The organism is Marinobacter sp. AC-23, from assembly GCF_001858325.1.
Taxonomy (GTDB): Bacteria; Pseudomonadota; Gammaproteobacteria; order Pseudomonadales; family Oleiphilaceae; genus Marinobacter.
The window spans coordinates 29,990-47,574 of record NZ_MBPP01000067.1 but is presented as its reverse complement, the minus strand read 5'-3'; the positions used below and the strand labels follow the sequence as shown (position 1 = coordinate 47,574).

Here is a 17,585-nt window from a genome sequence, read left to right as displayed (position 1 = left end):
TTTCGTCACAGGTTCAAAAATGAATAAAGCAGTGCGTGCTGCTGCGAAGCCAGGTGCGTACTCTGCGTGCAGATCAGCCATTGCCGCTCTGGTTACGTTCCGCAAGCATCTTATCAACCCGGGCCTGCTCGTCTTTGCTCAGTGCCGGCGCTGCGATGCCGGCTTTGCGTGAGCGAGCAACAACACCGGCGACCACAAGAAGCCCCACCAAAACAGCAATCGCAGGTGTTGCCCAGAGCATGAACGTGCGGCTGTCCAGATCGGGTTTGTATTTCACAAATTCACCAAAGCGGCCTACCAGTGAATCCACGATTTCTTCATTGCTGGCACCATCCAGCATCATCTGATAGACAGCATTTCTCATATCTTTGGAAATAGGGGAATTTGAATCCGCAATGTTCTGGTTCTGACATTTTGGACAACGCAGTTCTGCAATCAGATTCTGATAACGCTGCTCTTCGCTACGGCTATCAAAACCGTATACCGCAGACACATCCGCGAAGGTCATAGCGGATGCGGTGATCGCCAAAAACAAACACACAATACGGAGCATCAACCGTCCTCCCTCGCGTCATTAATGACCGGCAACAAAACCTGTTCCCACACCCGGCCATTAACCACACCCACATGGCGGTACCGCACCACACCGGAGGCATCAATCACAAACGTTTCCGGCGCGCCATAAACCCCCAGATCAAAACCCAACGTACCTTTGGGGTCGTAGATAATTGTGCGGTATGGGTCGCCCAGCCTGTCCAGCCAAACTAACGCGTCGTCACGGTTGTCCTTGTAGTTCAGCCCGATAATCGCAACCTTCTTTTCCCGGGCCAGCCACATGAGGTCTTCATGCTCATCCCGGCAAGCAGGGCACCAGGTGCCCCAAACATTCAGAAGCGTAATGTTTCCCCGGAATAGGCTTTCATTCAGAGTGCTTTCGGGATTTTTCAGATCTTTGAGGCTGAAGGCCGGAACCTGCTTACCTACCAGTGCCGAATCCAGTTTTGTGGGATCTTTACCGATGCCAGCAAACAGAACAGCGCCCACGATGATGGCCACCAGCAAAGGCAAGAACAACAGAAACCGCTTCATGACACAGCTCCGGCTGTGCCCGGTGCATCCGTTTGCGCCGGTGGCAGCTCTGTTGACGCGCCAGAGCGCTCAGCAACCCGTTCACGGACTCGGTAACGACGGTCCGATATGGCCAAGAAGCCACCGGCAGCCATAAACAGGGCCCCCAGCCAGAGCCAACGAATGAGCGGCTTGTATTGAAGTCGGATAGCCCAGGCGTTATCTGAAATACGTTCACCCACGGCTACAAAGATGTCTCGGAACAGGCCACCGTCAATATCCGCTTCGGTCATAACACTCATTCCAACCGCATACTGACGCTTTTCCGGGTGCAGTTCAGCAACACGTTCGCCGTCACGCATGACATTGAAACTGCCGTATTGAGCGGTAAAGTTCTTCCCCTGCCGCTCGCCGATACCCACAAAGACAAACTGATAGTCGCCCACTTCCGCAATATCGCCAGGCACCATGCGCACATCACGCTCAATGCCATAGTTCGATACAACCGTTGCGCCAGCTATGGTTAAGGCAATACCAAGATGCCCAAGGATCATGCCATAGTAACTGCGGGATTGGCGCTTTAGGCCGTGGATGCGACCCTTTCTGGACGACGACTTGTCCCACAAATCCCAGAAAGTCGCGGTGGTTATCCAAACCGCTGAAAAGACCCCGAGGAACGCCCAAGGCTTGAAACCACCATAAACAACCATTACCGCTGTACTTATCAGTACGCTGATCGCCAGTGGCCACAACAATTTACGTGCAAGCCAGCCGGCATCGGTTTTCTTCCAGCGGGAAAAGGTACCCACACCAAGTAGCAGAGCAGCCGCCACCGCAAGCGGGCTAAAGGTGAGGTTGAAGAACGGCTCGCCAATAGAGATTTTCCCCAAATCGAAGAAATCAAGAACCAGCGGATACAGGGTACCAACCGCTACCAGCAACGTTGCAGAAACCAGTAACACGTTGTTCAGCAACAGGAATATTTCCCGGGACAGTGAGCCGTAACGAGAGCGCACATGAACAACCGGCGCTCTGAATGCGTAGAGCGTAAGGCTTGCGATAATAGTGAATGCCAACAAGGCCAGCAGAAAGGTGCCGCGCTCTGGATCCGATGCAAAGGCGTGAACCGAGGTGAGCACTCCAGAGCGCACCAGGAAAGTACCCAGCAGGCTCAGCGAAAAGGTGACAATCGCCAGCAGCACCGTCCAGCTTTTGAAGACACCCCGCTTTTCCGTTACTGCCAACGAGTGCATCAGGGCCGTACCAGATAGCCACGGCAACAGGGACGCATTCTCGACGGGATCCCAGAACCACCAGCCGCCCCAGCCAAGCTCGTAATATGCCCACCAGCTTCCGAGGGCTATGCCTACAGACAGAAAAGCCCAGGCGACAGTTGTCCAAGGTCGTGACCACCTTGCCCATGCGGCATCCAAGCGGCCATTAATCAATGCAGCAATGGCAAACGCAAACGCCACCGCAAAACCCACGTACCCCATGTAAAGCATAGGTGGGTGAACAATCAGTCCGAAATCCTGCAAAAGCGGGTTTAAATCCGCACCGTCAGCCGGCACGTTTGGAAGCAGGCGGTCAAAGGGGTTCGACGTAACCACAATAAAGAGCATGAAGCCAACGCTGACCATGCCGAGAACCGACAATACCTGGGAGATCATCACCGAAGGCAGCCGACGGCTGAAAATGGCCACAGCCATCGTCCACCCGGTCAGCATCAGTATCCAGAGCAGAAGCGAACCTTCATGGCCGCCCCACACGGCACTGAACTTGTAATACCAGGGCAGCATGCTGTTACTGTTGTTGGCCACGTAAGCTACAGAAAAATCGTCCGTTAAAAACGCGTGGGTCAGCACGGCAAACGCCAGCCCTACAAATACAAACATGCCCGTGGTCAACGGCCTTGCAAACGCCTGGAGATTGTCCCGACCTGTGAGTGAGCCCACAAGGGGTACAACCGAAAGAAGCACTGCCAGCAACAGCGCGAGTATCAGTGCAAGCTGTCCGAGTTCGGGATACATCAAAGCTCTCCAGGTATCAGGCTATTAATCGTGATGTGTTTAATAGGTCGCCGGTGCGGCATTAACAGCCGCCGGCTTACTACCGGCCTTCGACGCTTTTTCCAGAGCATCGGCAACTTCCGGGGGCATGTAGTTTTCATCGTGCTTGGCCAGAACCTGATCTGCGACAAAGCGGCCTTCGTTGTTGAGCCTGCCCATGGCAACAATACCCTGCCCTTCTGCAAACAGATCCGGCAGGATACCAACATATTCAACAGGCACTGAGGCGCTATAGTCCGTTACCATGAACGCCACTTTCAGGCTGTCTGGATCCCGCACAACCGAGCCTTCCTCTACCATTCCACCGGCGCGAATCCGCACATCAACCGGGGCCTCACCGGCAGAAATCTGGCTTGGATCGTAAAACAGATTGATGTTCTGGCGCAGAGCGTAGGTTGTTAACGCCACAGCAACAGAGAGACCTACCAGAAGAAACAGTACAATGGTCAGCCGTTTTTTACGGATCGGATGCATTTACATACCTGTTAGTCAGTCTTGGGAAACATTTACGCGCGCAAAGGACGCTGCAGGAGCCGGAGCGGCCACCTTACTCTTGTCGGCCTCAAACTCATAACCACGACGACAGGCGTCCATAGCGGTTTTCCTGGCGCGCAGTGACCAGTACATCATCGCCGCCAGCAACACAAAAAAGACGGCGTAACAGGCCCAGACATAAGGCCCGTGACCTTCCATCGTTAAAAACGCCGAAAAGGAATCAAACGCCATGGTTCACACCCGTCCTTTCATTACGAATTCTTTTACCCAGCGAGTGCGTTGCTCCCGGGACAAAATCTCTGTCTGCATGCGCACGCAGGCGAGCCAGCCAAAAACCAGGTACAAACCCAGCACTGACAATAACAGCGGCACCCACATTTCAGCCGGCATAGAGGGCTTCTCTGTGAGTTTGAACGTCGCGGGCTGATGCAGTGTATTCCACCACTCCACCGAGTATTTGATAATGGGGATATTCACTACCCCTACCAGCACGAGCACTGCAACCGCGCGGGCGGCAGATTTTTCATCGTTAATGGCGCGATCCAGCGCAATGACACCACCATACAGAAACAGCAATATCAGCATGGAGGTAAGCCGGGCATCCCAGATCCACCAAGTACCCCAAGTCGGCTTACCCCAAACCGCGCCAGTAAAAAGTGCCAAAAACGTGAGCACAAGCCCAACCGGCGCCACGGCCTTAACAAACACGTCGGCGAGTTTCATGCGCCACACCAGTGTCACAATGGCAGCCGAAGCCATCATTATGTATACAGACTGAGCCAAAAAGGCCGCCGGAACGTGAATATAAATGATCCGGTAACTGTTGCCCTGCAGGTAATCCTTGGGAGCAAACGCCAAGCCCCAGACAGCTCCGGCCAAAAGCAGCATTATACCGCCCACTAATAGCCAGGGCATGAACCGGGTGGATATCCCGAAAAACCACTTGGGAGAGCCCAGTTTGTGAAAAATTTGCCACATCAGATGGTCACCGTCCTACCATTATTATCCGTTCGACAAGCTAATTCTTAACGCTGCGGCCGCTGCAAACGGCGCCAACGTCAGCGCTAGCATCAGGAAAGCCCCCATTAATGCCAGGTAGGCTCCTACTGGCGCGCCCTCAGCCGCAGCTGCCACCGTGCCGGTGCCGAAAATCAGCACCGGAATGTACAGTGGAATGATCAGCAGGGACAAGAGCACACCTGCCGATCGCAGGCCAAGGGTGAGCGCGGCGCCAATTGCACCAATCAAACTCAGTACCGGCGTACCAATCAGCAACGTTAGACACAAAATAGCGATAGAGTTCCCGTCTAGATGCACCATTACACCAAGAACCGGTGTAAGCACCACCAAGGGCAAACCCGTTAGCATCCAGTGCGCCACGGTTTTTGCCAAAATCAGCAGAAACAGGGGCTGCGGCTGGAGTACAAGCTGCTCCAGGGTGCCGTCGTCAAAATCATGGCGAAATAGGTGATCCAGCGACAGCAGCACGGAAAGCAGCGCTGCTACCCAAAGTATACCGGCGCCAGCTTCGCTCAAAAACGAAACCTCTGGGCTGACGCCAAGGGGAAACAGAGTAACAACCATAATGAAAAACAGCAGCGGGTTAAGCAGATCCTGGCGCTGGCGGAATGCTACTTTCATATCCCGCGCAAAAACGCCTTTCATTGCCGCCAACGCACCCACACTGCTGCTGGCAAGCCGAACCGCCGGGCGGGCTTCAGCGTTCATCAGATACCCCTCCCGCGCCAAGAATCAGTTTATGCATACCCGGCAGTGCCAGGTCGTGGTGAGTCGTAACCAGCACGGCACCACCTTCAGCGGCCCGCTGCTGTAAAAGTGACTCGAGGGCCGCTATACCATCCGCATCAATAGCGGTAAACACTTCATCGAGCAGCCACAAGGGTTCATCGGCAATCAATAGGCGGGCCAGCGAGACTCTGCGTTGCTGGCCAGCTGACAGATTACGACAGGGTACATCTTCAAACCCCGTTAAGCCTGTACCTTGCAAAGCTTGACGAAAAACCGCGTCAGGCACGGACCGTCGGCCTGCCATCAGGGCCCGGAGGTTTTCCATAGGGGTAAGCAGGGGCTTGATACCCGGTCGGTGCCCGATGTAGAGCATGTTTCGAAGAAACGCTTCCCGCTGATTTGCTACCGGAGACCCGCACCATTTCAGCTCGCCGGTCCACGCATCGTTCAGACCAGCCAGCATTCTCAGCAGCGTCGTTTTGCCGGAGCCGTTTGGCCCCTCGACACGGGTTACTGTACCGGGCAGTATGGAAAAGGATAACTCACGGAATAGTATCCGCTTGTCCCGCTCACACTGCAGATTAACAGCCTGTAGTAACGGCTCGGGCATCAAGGGTAACGGCTCGGACATCAGGGCCCCGTAATCAGGACGATGCGCAATCGCATCGGGTGTATTCACGACAATAGTTGCCGGCGCGGCGTATTATAGCGAAAGCGTCTACAGATTACTCTTGTCTGGTATCAAGTCAGCAGCGATGAAACTACCCAGCGGCCAACAGTCTCCTACCCCACCGGTACCGGCCACCTCCAAGCCGGCACAAACCCACGAGGCGTCGCAACCTGCCCGTGAGACCGCAGCCTTGTCCGCTCAACAGCAGCTGAATCAACTTAAGCTCGCCAATCGGGAGACCATACTGGCCCGGGTCGCAGAAGTCATCAACCGCCAAGGCAGCGGGAATGCTGAGGTGTTATTGGATGTGCGCGGTAAACCTCTGCAGGTGAGCGCAGCCATTGGCGCCACGGAATTATCACCCGGCGATTGGGTAAAAGTAATGCGGGCCGGTAACGAACTGCAGCTAATGGGTAAACTGGCCGCCACGCCAGAAGCCGCCATTTCCCGGGCACTAGCCCAGCGCATGCCTTGGCAGCAAAGCCTGGATGGCGGCTTGGCAAAGCTGATGACGGCACTCAACCGAGGCGTAATGCCAGAATTGGCCCCTGGCCAGCTCCCTGCAAGCCGAAGCCCGCAACCCTTGCCAGAGGCAGCCCGGCAAGCCCTTGAAAAGCTGTTTGCAAGGCTGCCCGCCAGTAACTCATTGGCCCCCGGTGCCGGCACGCAAAGCAATACTGTGCAACAAATCCGGCAATGGGTAGCCGAGAGCGGGCTGTTTGCAGAATCCCGTCTAACTCAGGCACCGTCGCCTGCCTTGCCCGACCTAAAGCTCGCCATTGGGCGAATGATTACCGCCCTGCTGGCCGAGCAAGGAGGCGACGCAGAAATCTTGTTCAACAGGCTTACACCACTGGCAACCCCCGGCCTGGTTCAGGCACCGCTGCAATTTCCGCTGGCAATGGCACCACCGCTATCTGCCGGCAGCCCCGAGCCCACATCCGTGGGCCAGACCTTGCGCATGTTAGCGGGCATGTTGAACCGGATTACCGTTAACCAGCTACACAGCCAGATACTGACGGCCAGAGGCGGTGGCGAAGCGCCTGCCCCGGTGTCCACCATGCTCATGGACTTACCTTGGGTGACACCCCAGAACGAGCCCAGGGTGGCGCAGCTACGCCTAGAGCAATACAAAGAGGAATCTGCATCCAAAGGCGGTGGCGAAAAACGGGCGGCCATTAGCGAATGGCGCCTGAACCTTGCCATAGATCTGGAACTGGCAGGTGCGCTGAATTTTGAAGTCTCCCTGCGCCAGCACGACGTAAGCGCACGGGTATGGGCAGAAAAGCAGGACACGCTAAAACAGGTGAATGAAGAACTGCCGCTTCTAAGACGTAGCCTTGTGGAATTAGGGCTGGACGTTACCGATCTTGAATGCCGACGAGGCAGCCCCTCGTACCCGGCAACCAAGCTGGAACACAGACTGGTGGATACCCGAGCATGACAGAGCAGAGCGAAACACATACATCCAGCGCTGCCGTCGCACTGAAATACGACGGCGACAAAGCCCCGACCATAACGGCTACCGGTACTTACGAACTGGCAGATGAAATTATCAGAATCGCCAGAGAGCACAACGTGCCCCTGTACGAAAACGCAGAGCTGGCGGGCATTCTCGCGCGCTTGTCCTTAAATGACGAAATACCCGAAAACCTCTATCGGGTTATTGCTGAAATTCTTGCGTTTGCTTTCCATATACGCGGCCGAACGCCCGAAGACGCCGGTAGCCATTCCGATGACACCTGATCAACAGTCGAGCCATGTCAGGCTGCTTGACGTTTTTTCAGCGCTGACACCAGCTCAGCCTCGGGGCGGGATATTCCACACGTATTCATAAGATCGTCTATATCGGCACCAAGATCGACCAGCCGCGAGGCTTCATCGTAGGAGATACGTAAAGGATCGTTCTGGCGCATTTCATCCATGGTAGAGCGCAGTTCGTGCAGTTGCCGTTCGCAGGCCACAAGGCGTTGGCCTACCCCCATGCTGCCGCTGGCAGTAGCATGCAGCTCCCGGCCGAGGATATCGCAGCGTTCCTTGAGCGTGGCTTTCAGTTGCCTGTTCTGGCGCCCAAGCATAAGGCCCTGCGCAAACACCAGCGACAGTGCTACGGCGGTCAACGCCCAGGGAATATAAGAAGGAATGTCAGTAAACATGATGAACGTCTCCGGTTAATTGGCCACGGAAGGCGTCCATCATCAGGCTTGGCCGGTATGGCTCCGGTTTACAGCCCTGCGATTTCAGCCCATTCGTGGTCTGTCAGCATTTTGTCGAACTCGACCAATATGATCAGTTCACCATCCTTGTTACACACACCCTGGATAAACTTGGCACTTTCCTCGTTACCCACATTAGGTGCAGTCTCAATTTCACTGGCTTTCAGGTATACAACCTCGGCCACGGAATCCACCAGAATACCCATTACCTGGTCTGCCGATTCCATCACCACTATCCGGGTGGCGTCTGTAATGTCTGCATCCATCAACCCGAAACGGCGACGGGTGTCGATAACTGTCACCACATTGCCCCGCAGGTTAATAATGCCAAGCACGTAATCCGGTGCGCCCGGCACAGGCGCAATTTCCGTGTATCTCAGTACTTCCTGGATCTGCATAACGTTCAAACCGTAGGTCTCGTTATCCAGCCGGAACGTCACATACTGTAGAACCTGATCGTCCTGGACCTGATTTTGCTGTCCGCTCGGGGATGCCATAGCCTGTATCTCCTATTCGGCTGCCCGGCGGGCAACCTGATCGTCAAAAAAACATCGTCAGTGCCCAATACTATAATCAAGGGCACAAACCGTGCCAGCACAGCACGGTTTCATTCGGTAACCGGGCCTGCCGGTCAGTTCAGATCAAGATGACGCTCCCGCTCGGCGCGTACCAACAAGTCCGCCATCGTGCGCACATCAACCAGAGCACACATCTGTTCAATGACAGTTCCAGCCAGCCAAGGTCGCTTACTACGGGCGGTGCGCCAACGCACATCGTCTGGGCTCAGGGTGAATGACTGTGCTACGTCGTCGCAGGCCAGCCCCCACTCGCTGTTATCCAGCCGAATGACAAACCTATAGTTGTCCCGGGCATTGGCCGGCACTCTTCCAGCCATGATCCACTCTGCCGTATCCACCACTCTCAGATTCTGATGAGTAGCCGGGCGAATGCCCATATACCAGCGAGGGCTACCGGGAATGGGCCGAATGTCCTCCTCTATTCGATGAATAGCACCCAGCAACACCAGAGGAACGGCTAACTGCAGGCCGGCTACGGTGAAAATCAAACATTCAAACGGCCGCTCAGACCACTCAGGGCGCAATGCGGGTGTTTCCGGCATTGCGTCTACTGTGGGTCCTGGCGCGGAAGCTACAATCTCGTGGGCTTGCAAGGTTTGTGTCGGCGCTTCCACCAGGGACGCGGGCTTAGGCCTCGCCACTGGTTGGCGCACTAGCGCTGGTTTCGGTTTTGGCTCTGGCTCTGGCTCTGGCTCTGGTCTTGCTTCGGGAACCGGCTCCGGCTCGCGGATGTCTTCGCGCAAAGCCGTGTCCGTTGCCGAGTGCAGCAATTCGTCCAGATAACTGGCAATGGCGCTCGCTGGATCCGCCAGCCTTGTCAATTTTTCGTCAGCCATGCTGACGCTCCTTCAACGCACCCGTGCGTTCGAGCAAATGCTCAAGCAAGTGCCGGTATGCCCGAACGCCGTGGGTTTGGGCATCAAGTTTTGATGGAATTACCCCCGCCTGGCTAGCGTCTCGGAACTTTGTATCCACAGGCACGGCAAACTTCCACAGATCGTCCTGGTAGGTTTTACGCAACTGATTCAAGCTTTTTACCGAAGCCTGTGTGCGACGATCAAACATGGTAGGAACGATGGTATAAGGTAACTGATTCTTCTGGGAACGCATGATCATCTGTAGCGTATGCAGCATACGCTCAAGGCCTTTAATGGCCAGAAACTCGGTTTGTACCGGAATAACCAGGTGCTGCGCAGCCGCCAGCGCGTTCACCATTAACACCCCCAGCGACGGTGTGTTGTCGAGGATTACGTAGTCGAAATCGTCCCACAATTGGGTAAGTGCCCGGGAAACGATGAGCCCCATGCCTTCAACGCCAACCATTCGGCGCTCCAACGTAGCCAGGGCGGTGCTCGCCGGCAGCAGAGCCAGCCCGGGGCAATTGGTTTCTGTAATTAGCTGGGCGGGCAAGCCATCAGGCACCTTGCCCTGATGTTGAAAAAGGTCAAACACACTGTGCGCGAGCGTATCCGGGTCGTATCCAAACCAGCTGGTGAGAGAGCCATGGGGATCAAGATCCACAACAAGAACACGTTGGCCACGCTCTGCCAACAAGCCACCCAAAGCGACCACTGAGGTGGTTTTGCCCACTCCACCTTTTTGATTGGCTACTGCCCAAATTCGCACGTGCTCACTCCGGAAAATAGATTAATTCGACCAAAAACCCAATTACACACCGGTTTATCGGCCAGACTCTGCGCAACTTGAACACAAACGGGGCTCCAAACCGGCAGCCAGTTGCCGCCCGATGAAGTATTGGTGGAGTAATACAGAAATCGTGCCAGACATTACAAAGTTGCTAAACGCCTTAGCGCATAACTCCCCGGATACTGGCGTCGCGGGAGATCAAAAGCACCACACGTCGATTGCGGCGGCGCCCTTCTTCTGTGTCGTTGCGGGCCAAGGGCTGGTGCTGCCCGTACCCAACCGCTGCCATACGCTCGGGCTCAATGCCATCCATACCCAACATGCGTACAACTGCAGCCGCTCGCGCTGCTGACAACTCCCAGTTTGAGGGAAAGCGAGAGGTACCAATAGGCTGATTATCGGTGAAACCTTCGACCTTTATAGCGTTATCCCGATTCTTGAGAACTCTTGCGATTTTTTCGATCACATCAAAGGCATCGTAATGTGGTTCGGCGTCGCCACTGCCGAAAAGCAGGCTGTCTGGCAGGTTGAGCGCCAGCCACTGGTCATTGGTTTCCAGTGTCACAACACCACGGTTGATCAGGTCATCAAACTCCATCGACAGCTGATCTGCCATGGTACGCAGCGCCTCTGTACGCTCCTGGGTCTCTTGTTCCGGGTTCCTGGGGGCCTCCGCTACCGCCGAGGGAATAATGTCTTGGGAGGGGCCAACCTCAGGGCGCGGAGGCTGGTCTCCCACTTCGATAGGCTGAAAAGATCGCTGGGGAGCATTAAAAACACCGGTAAGTGTTTCTGAGAGCACTTTGTATTTGCCCTCATTTACCGACGAAACCGAGTACATCACCACAAAAAAAGCGAACAGCAAGGTTATGAAATCCGCATAGGAGATCAGCCAGCGCTCTTTGTTATGTATATCGTCCTGGGGTGGCCTGCGACGCCGCATAAGAAGAACCGGGTGTGCTTACTGCAGGAAGCCCCGCAGCCGCAACTCAATGGATTTAGGGTTCTCACCCTCCGCAATGGCAATAAGGCCATCGATCATCATATCTTCGTATCTTGAGCGTTCTTTAACCAAACCGCGTAGCTTGTTTGCGACGGGGAAAAACAGCAAGTTCGCCAGCGCTACGCCATATATAGTTGCCACGAAGGCCGTGGCTATGCCGTTGCCAAGTGACTGAGGGTCTTCAAGATTTGTCATTACCTGAATCAGCCCCATAACGGCCCCGATAATACCAATCGTTGGTGAGTAGCCGCCCATGGCCTCAAACACCCGGGCAGATTCCAGGTTGCGCTCCTCGCGACAGTCCAGATCAATCTCCATAATGCTACGGATGGTCTCAGGTTCCGCCCCATCCACCAGCAGCTGCAGACCTTTGCGGGCAAAGTTCTCCGGCTCTCTTTCAGCCAGCCCCTCAAGCCCAAGTAGCCCCTGTTTTCTAGCTTTTACACTCCAGTCGATGACCTTGCCAATACCATCTTCAATACTTATAAATGGTGGAAGGAACACCCATCGAAACTGGGCAGAGGCCCGCTTTAGGACTGGCCAGGAAGTTTGGAGAATGGTTGCAGCCAACGTGCCGCCAATGACTATAATCGCCGCAGGGCCATTGAAGAGCGAGCTAACTGCACCGCCCTCAAGCAGATTGCCACCAAGTATGGCCGCGAACGCCAGAATCACACCAAGTAGACTGAGAACATCCATCAGCAAACACCCTCAATCAGGCGTGGGCCAATGTCGTCCAGCGAGAGAACCTCGTCACTAAGGCCGGCTTTCGCAACCGCCATGGGCATGCCGTATATCACCGACGACTTTTCATCCTGAGACCAGATTGGCGATCCACTTTGTTTCATCATCCGGCAGCCTTCCCGGCCATCGGAACCCATGCCAGTAAGAATCACGCCAAGGGTTTTACCAGGATATGCGCGAGCAAGAGAGCCAAAGGTAACGTCCACACAAGGTCGATAATTCAGCCGTTCATCGCCGGGAAGTATACGCACCCGGGGTTGACCGCTGCGGTTTTCAATCATCATTTGCTTGCCACCTGGGGCAAGCAATGCCAGCCCTGGGCGAAGGATGTCGCCCTCCTCTGCCTGTCGTACTTCTATTTGGCAAAGTTTGTTAAGTCGTTCCGCAAAGGCTGGGGTAAAACTTGCAGGCATGTGCTGAACCAACACAATCGGCGAGGGAAAGCTTGCTGGCAAGGCAGTCAGCACTCGCTGAAGTGCCACTGGCCCGCCAGTCGAGGTGCCAATACCCACAACGGCATAATGCCGTGCCGGGCCTTTTCGAGAGGCCCGCCTGGACGTTTCTTCCTGTGGTGGCTGGATAGCCTGACGGCCGGACATTAATGGACGACCCGCCACAGAAGGCTTAGCGGGAACCGTGCGCGCCGGCGGCGAAGCGGGCCTCGAAGACGGTGATAAAGAAGGCTGCGCCCGACTTGCCGGCCGGCTGCGTGCGACATCAAGCACACGGTCTATCAGGATTTTCTGAAGTTGGCCGCCATCCCGGGCGATATCTTCGAAGTTTTTAGGCAGGAAATCCACTGCCCCTGCCTCAAGGGCGTCCAGAGTTACTCTGGCACCTTCATAGGTGAGTGACGAAAACATCAGCACCGGCACGGGGTGTTTCTTCATGATTTCGCGCACGGCCGAAATACCGTCCATAACCGGCATTTCGTAATCCATGGTTATAACGTCCGGCCGCAAAGATTCCGCCAGCTCAACGCCTTCCCTGCCATTAGCAGCCACGCCCACCACACGGATCTGCCCAGACGAGGTCAATATTTCCGTTAGCCGTTTGCGGAAGAATCCCGAGTCATCAACGACCAGGACAGACACTGTCATCCCTTTCTCCTGTCAGCTGTAATGTTGCAGCAAGCTAGGAACATCGATAATAAGTGCGATGCGTCCGTCGCCGGTAATCGTTGCCCCGGCCATGCCCGGTGTTCCTTGCAGCCCTCGACCAAGCGGCTTAATAACCACCTCTTCCTGACCCACCAGTTGATCCACTACAAAGCCAACCTGGCGAGTACCCATAGCAACAATCACAACATGTCCGCTTTTCGTGCTATCTACACCGGCAGAACCTTTTACCAACCAGCGCTTTATATGGAAAAGCGGGAACACCTTGTCCCGCACAACAATACACTCCCGGCCATCTACAACGTTGGTTCGGGTCAAATCCAAGTGGAAAATTTCAACCACGTTCACCAGCGGCAGAGCAAAAGACTGGTCACCAAGCACAATCATCAGCGTTGGCATAATCGCCAGGGTCAAGGGCACCTTGATGATAATGCGAGAACCTTTACCCAATGCCGAAACGATACTGAGCTGGCCGTTGAGCTGGTTAATTTTGGTTTTCACCACATCCATGCCCACGCCACGACCGGAGACGTCGGAAATCTGTTCTTTGGTGGAGAAACCAGCGGCAAAAATCAGGTTAAAACACTCTGTTTCAGTCAAGCGATCGGCAGTGTCCTGATCATATATTCCTTTTTCCACGGCTTTGCGGCGCAATACTTCAGGATCCATGCCAGCGCATCGTCATCGATGGACAAAAGGATGTGATCCCCTTCCTGCTCTGCTGAAAGAGTGACCGTGCCCTGCCGGGGCTTGCCTGCTTTTTCACGCACATCTGGCGCTTCAATGCCATGATCCACGGAGTTGCGAACCAAATGCACGAGCGGATCTGAGAGGGCCTCGACAAGATTTTTGTCGAGATCTGTGTCCTCTCCATGCATCACCAGATTCACTTCTTTTTGCATACCCCGGGCAAGGTCGCGGACAACACGCGGGAAGCGGCCGAACACTTTCTTGATCGGCTGCATGCGAGTTTGCATAACCGCGGCTTGCAGATCGGTGGTCACCACATCCAAATTGGAAACCGCCTTTTGCATATGCTCGTCTTCGCTATCAGATCCCAAGCGCTGGAGCCGGTTTCTTACCAGCACCAGTTCACCCACCATGTTCATGATGTCGTCCAGGCGCTTGGTATCCACGCGCACGCTGGTTTCTGCAACCGGGGTTGAGTCTCTGGCAGGTGCCTTGGCCACCGGGGCTGCCGGTTTTGCTTCAGCTTTTTTCTCAGGCGCAGCCTGCGCCGGCTTTGCTTGTGCCTGCACAGGAGGTGCGGGCCTGCTGACGGAACCTTCAACGGTTGGGCTTCCGCCCTTGCCATGAAGCTCGTCCAACAGCTTTTCGAATTCGTCGTCGGTAATCAGTTCGTCAACACCGCCTGCCGCCGGGTTCGCGGCACCCTTGGCTCCGGCACTTTCCTCTACGGCAGCTTGTTCGGCAAATTTACCCTTACCGTGCAGCTCATCAAGCAGAGCTTCAAACTCATCGTCAGTGATTTCGTCACCGGAGCCACTGCCCTCTCCCTCATTATTGCTGGCAGGCGGTTCAACCACTGGCTCTTGCTTGCGCCGGAAACAGGTGCATCCCCGTGCAGAGCATCCAGTAACTGTTCAAATTCGTCGTCGGTAATATCGCCACCGCCTTGCCCACTTCCAGCGAGTTCAGGCGTTTGGGCCGGTTTAACACTCGCTTGCCCGGCAGCCGCCTGAGGCAGCGCGAAGGCATCCAACGCGGCAATCAGTTCGCCGGGCGCAGCCGTAAGCTCTTCGCCATTACGCACCTGGTCAAACATCGCATTCACGTGGTCCAGGGTTTCCAGAACAACGTCCATCAGCTCCGAATCCACCGCACGCTTGTGATTGCGCAATATGTCGAACACGTTCTCGGCGGAGTGACAGCAGTTAACCAAGGCATCCAACTGCAGGAAGCCTGCACCACCTTTTACCGTATGGAATCCACGAAATATGGCGTTGAGTAGATTGCTATCGTCAGGATGCCGCTCAAGATCAACAAGCTGTTCGGATAGTTTCTCAAGAATCTCACCGGCCTCTACAAGGAAGTCCTGAAGGATCTCATCATCGGCATCAAACGCCATGGGTTAACCTCTTATATTCAGAAACCGAGACTGGACAACAAGTCGTCTACGTCGTTTTGTCCCGAGACTACATCTTCACGCTCTTCAGCCTTCATCTGAGGCCCCACACCCTGTTCGGCTGAGACGTCATGGTTTTCAATCTGATGTACTGTGCCGGTAAGCTGATCAACATGGCTGGCCATGACCACCAAGCTAAGCATCTGCTCTTCCACTTCTTTTACCAACGCCGTCACACGTTGAATCACCTGACCTGTCAGGTCTTGGAAATCCTGCGCCAAAAGAATCTCTGAGAGGCTGTTATAAATGGTATCCGCATCCTTGGTAACACTCAGAAAAAAAGCATCAATGCGCCCGTACAGGTCGCGGAATTCTGCCGGCTGCATTTCACGACGGCGCAAACGCTGCCACTCTTCTCTCAACGAAGCGGCTTCATCGCGCACTGTGTGGGCGACTGGCATGCTTTCTTCAACCAAGTCCATGGTGCGATTGGCAGCCTGGCCTGTCATCTGAACAACGTACGCCAGCCTGTCTGAAGCGTCTGTCATCAATGACAGAACTTCCTTCTGCTCTTGGCTGCGCGGATCAATCTGGAAGTTACGGATTGCTTCATGCAGTGAACGTGTCAGTCGACCAACTTCACGGTAAAGGCTTTGATCCCTGACCTCACTCAATTCGTTGATCAGGTTCATGGCGCCAGCGTAATCCCCGGCTTCAACGCACTGGGTGAGCTCTGCCGCCTGGCGCCGGAGCTTTTCGGTCACTTCTGGCTCAAGACCCCGGTGGACCTTTTTGTTATCGCTCATACGACCCATCCGATTTCTGGCTACTGAATTCGTTCAAAAATCTTCTCGATTTTTTCCTTGAGCACGGCCGCGGTGAAGGGCTTTACCACGTAACCGTTCACGCCAGCCTGGGCTGCGGCCACAATCTGATCGCGTTTAGCCTCGGCGGTCACCATCAATACCGGAAGGGTTTTCAGGTTCTCATCAGCACGCACTGCCTTGAGCAGGTCGAAGCCGGACATTCCTGGCATATTCCAATCTGTTACCAGGAAGTCATACTTGCCGCTTTTAAGCATCGGCAACGCGGTATTGCCGTCATCCGCTTCATCGGTGTTGGTGAAGCCCAGATCACGGAGCAGATTTTTGATAATCCGCCGCATTGTAGAGAAGTCATCCACAATGAGTATTTTCATGTTCTTGTCCAAAGGGACCTCCAGTTAGTAAGACCCGGAATTCGTTTGACCTTTGCGCTCAACGTGTAGCAGGCCGCTGGTTTAACACTTATTGTCTGATCTTAATCACGCTTGTAAAGCATCGGTTACCAAACGCTACACTCCAGCACGATTCTTATCCCTTATGCCCAGGCTAGTTGTGCTCCTCAAGGCGCCACTCTGCAAGCCTGCCCCTCAGCCGTAACGCTGCCTGGCTATGTATCTGACTGACTCTGCTTTCACTGACACCCAGCACTGCACCAATTTCCTTAAGGTTCAGCTCTTCCTGGTAGTACAAGCTCAGCACCAGCTTTTCACGCTCTGGTAACTGCTCTATAGCGGCTGCCAAACTGCTTCGAAAGGCATCAGAAGACAGGCCGTCCAGCGGATTATCGCTGGTCTCTGTTTCTTCTATCGGCAGGTCTCCGGATTCATTGAGCTCGTCAAGGCTAAAAAGTCGTCCGCTGTTCGTATCCGACAAGATTGCATGGTATTCAGAAAGCTCCATATCGAGCTCTTCTGCCACCTCCAGATCTTGGGCTTCACGGCCCTCCCGATCCTCAACAGCCTTGATAGCGCGGGCAACCCGACGTGCGTTACGGTGAACGGAACGCGGCACCCAATCGCCTTTTCGGATCTCATCCACCATGGCACCACGAATGCGTATGCCAGCATAGGTTTCAAAGGTTGCGCCCTTGGTTGAACTATAGCGTTGGGCAGCTTCCAGCAATCCGATCATGCCAGCTTGCATAAGATCATCAAGCTGCACCGAAGCCGGCAACCGCGCCAAAAGGTGAAGTGCAATTTTCTTGACCAGGGGCGCGTGCGCCTCTATGAGTTCTGAGGGGCTTTTCACGCCTGCCTGGTGGTAGATTCCCAGATTTTTCGCCAATGTCATGCATCCGGTTTTGTTTGACGGGATCCGT

At 54.8% G+C, this 17,585-nt stretch carries 20 protein-coding genes and 1 pseudogene; 2 read left to right on the top strand and 19 right to left on the bottom strand.

All coding sequences use genetic code 11. The features are described from left to right. Positions 1-73 precede the first annotated feature (73 nt). The 8 genes from BCA33_RS16980 to ccmA are packed head-to-tail and all read right to left on the bottom strand — an operon-like array spanning position 74 to position 5,991. Positions 74-553, bottom strand: a complete 480-nt coding sequence (locus tag BCA33_RS16980) for a cytochrome c-type biogenesis protein (protein ID WP_071267723.1) — start codon at positions 551-553, stop codon at positions 74-76. Beyond that, a complete protein-coding gene (locus tag BCA33_RS16975) occupies positions 553-1,089 on the bottom strand; it encodes a DsbE family thiol:disulfide interchange protein (RefSeq protein WP_071267721.1) in 537 nt (178 codons plus the stop codon). The genes BCA33_RS16980 and BCA33_RS16975 overlap by 1 nt, the downstream gene beginning before the upstream one ends. Beyond that, on the bottom strand, positions 1,086-3,098 hold the full coding sequence (locus BCA33_RS16970) for a heme lyase CcmF/NrfE family subunit (protein ID WP_071267719.1): 2,013 nt from the start codon (positions 3,096-3,098) through the stop codon (positions 1,086-1,088). Before BCA33_RS16970 ends, BCA33_RS16975 begins: the two co-directional genes overlap by 4 nt. A gap of 39 nt (positions 3,099-3,137) precedes the next feature. Beyond that, positions 3,138-3,611, bottom strand: coding sequence for a cytochrome c maturation protein CcmE (gene ccmE / locus BCA33_RS16965; RefSeq protein WP_071267717.1), 474 nt, complete (start codon positions 3,609-3,611; stop codon positions 3,138-3,140). Between the two features lie 15 nt (positions 3,612-3,626). Continuing rightward, complete coding sequence (gene ccmD / locus BCA33_RS16960) at positions 3,627-3,863, bottom strand: heme exporter protein CcmD (RefSeq protein ID WP_071267715.1); 237 nt, start codon at positions 3,861-3,863, stop codon at positions 3,627-3,629. A 3-nt stretch (positions 3,864-3,866) separates the two neighbouring features. Continuing rightward, positions 3,867-4,610: a heme ABC transporter permease CcmC gene (gene ccmC, locus BCA33_RS16955; RefSeq protein ID WP_071267713.1), complete on the bottom strand. Its 744-nt coding sequence runs from the start codon at positions 4,608-4,610 to the stop codon at positions 3,867-3,869. A gap of 24 nt (positions 4,611-4,634) precedes the next feature. After that, positions 4,635-5,360, bottom strand: a complete 726-nt coding sequence (ccmB, locus tag BCA33_RS16950; protein WP_071267711.1) for a heme exporter protein CcmB — start codon at positions 5,358-5,360, stop codon at positions 4,635-4,637. Beyond that, positions 5,350-5,991 carry a cytochrome c biogenesis heme-transporting ATPase CcmA gene (gene ccmA, locus BCA33_RS16945; RefSeq protein ID WP_071267879.1) on the bottom strand — a complete coding sequence of 214 codons (642 nt, stop codon included), beginning with the start codon at positions 5,989-5,991 and terminating at the stop codon, positions 5,350-5,352. The genes ccmB and ccmA overlap by 11 nt, the downstream gene beginning before the upstream one ends. Before the next feature lie 145 nt (positions 5,992-6,136). On the opposite strand from ccmA, the gene BCA33_RS16940 reads away from it, so the two are divergent. Next, complete coding sequence (locus BCA33_RS16940; RefSeq protein WP_083394804.1) at positions 6,137-7,495, top strand: flagellar hook-length control protein FliK; 1,359 nt, start codon at positions 6,137-6,139, stop codon at positions 7,493-7,495. Continuing rightward, positions 7,492-7,797 (top strand): EscU/YscU/HrcU family type III secretion system export apparatus switch protein, encoded by a 306-nt coding sequence (locus BCA33_RS16935; RefSeq protein WP_071267709.1) that lies wholly within the window; start codon positions 7,492-7,494, stop codon positions 7,795-7,797. The genes BCA33_RS16940 and BCA33_RS16935 overlap by 4 nt, the downstream gene beginning before the upstream one ends. 17 nt (positions 7,798-7,814) lie before the next feature. Here the strand turns inward: BCA33_RS16935 and BCA33_RS16930 are convergent, their stop codons facing one another. The 11 genes and pseudogenes from BCA33_RS16930 to BCA33_RS16880 all read right to left on the bottom strand — a co-directional run bounded on the left by BCA33_RS16930 (position 7,815) and on the right by BCA33_RS16880 (position 17,557). Continuing rightward, a complete protein-coding gene (locus tag BCA33_RS16930) occupies positions 7,815-8,207 on the bottom strand; it encodes a DUF2802 domain-containing protein (protein ID WP_071267707.1) in 393 nt (130 codons plus the stop codon). A 68-nt stretch (positions 8,208-8,275) separates the two neighbouring features. Further along, positions 8,276-8,764, bottom strand: coding sequence for a chemotaxis protein CheW (locus BCA33_RS16925; protein ID WP_071267705.1), 489 nt, complete (start codon positions 8,762-8,764; stop codon positions 8,276-8,278). 134 nt (positions 8,765-8,898) lie between these two features. Next, the gene (locus BCA33_RS16920) at positions 8,899-9,681 is read right to left on the bottom strand and encodes a chemotaxis protein CheW (RefSeq protein ID WP_071267703.1); all 783 of its coding nucleotides are present in this window, start codon (positions 9,679-9,681) and stop codon (positions 8,899-8,901) included. Beyond that, a complete protein-coding gene (locus tag BCA33_RS16915; RefSeq protein ID WP_071267701.1) occupies positions 9,674-10,471 on the bottom strand; it encodes a ParA family protein in 798 nt (265 codons plus the stop codon). The genes BCA33_RS16920 and BCA33_RS16915 overlap by 8 nt, the downstream gene beginning before the upstream one ends. Before the next feature lie 181 nt (positions 10,472-10,652). After that, positions 10,653-11,435: a flagellar motor protein MotD gene (gene motD, locus BCA33_RS16910; RefSeq protein WP_071267697.1), complete on the bottom strand. Its 783-nt coding sequence runs from the start codon at positions 11,433-11,435 to the stop codon at positions 10,653-10,655. Positions 11,436-11,453: 18 nt separating this feature from the next. Continuing rightward, positions 11,454-12,194, bottom strand: a complete 741-nt coding sequence (locus BCA33_RS16905; RefSeq protein ID WP_071267695.1) for a flagellar motor protein — start codon at positions 12,192-12,194, stop codon at positions 11,454-11,456. Continuing rightward, positions 12,194-13,339 carry a chemotaxis response regulator protein-glutamate methylesterase gene (locus BCA33_RS16900; protein ID WP_071267694.1) on the bottom strand — a complete coding sequence of 382 codons (1,146 nt, stop codon included), beginning with the start codon at positions 13,337-13,339 and terminating at the stop codon, positions 12,194-12,196. Before BCA33_RS16900 ends, BCA33_RS16905 begins: the two co-directional genes overlap by 1 nt. Before the next feature lie 12 nt (positions 13,340-13,351). Continuing rightward, a pseudogene (locus tag BCA33_RS16895) lies at positions 13,352-15,446 on the bottom strand (chemotaxis protein CheA). 17 nt (positions 15,447-15,463) lie between these two features. After that, a complete protein-coding gene (locus tag BCA33_RS16890; RefSeq protein WP_071267692.1) occupies positions 15,464-16,249 on the bottom strand; it encodes a protein phosphatase CheZ in 786 nt (261 codons plus the stop codon). 20 nt (positions 16,250-16,269) lie between these two features. Further along, entirely contained in the window at positions 16,270-16,653 is a 384-nt protein-coding gene (gene cheY, locus BCA33_RS16885; RefSeq protein WP_008173086.1) for a chemotaxis response regulator CheY, read from the bottom strand. Positions 16,654-16,813: 160 nt separating this feature from the next. Beyond that, the gene (locus tag BCA33_RS16880; protein WP_071267689.1) at positions 16,814-17,557 is read right to left on the bottom strand and encodes an RNA polymerase sigma factor FliA; all 744 of its coding nucleotides are present in this window, start codon (positions 17,555-17,557) and stop codon (positions 16,814-16,816) included. Positions 17,558-17,585: the final 28 nt, after the last annotated feature.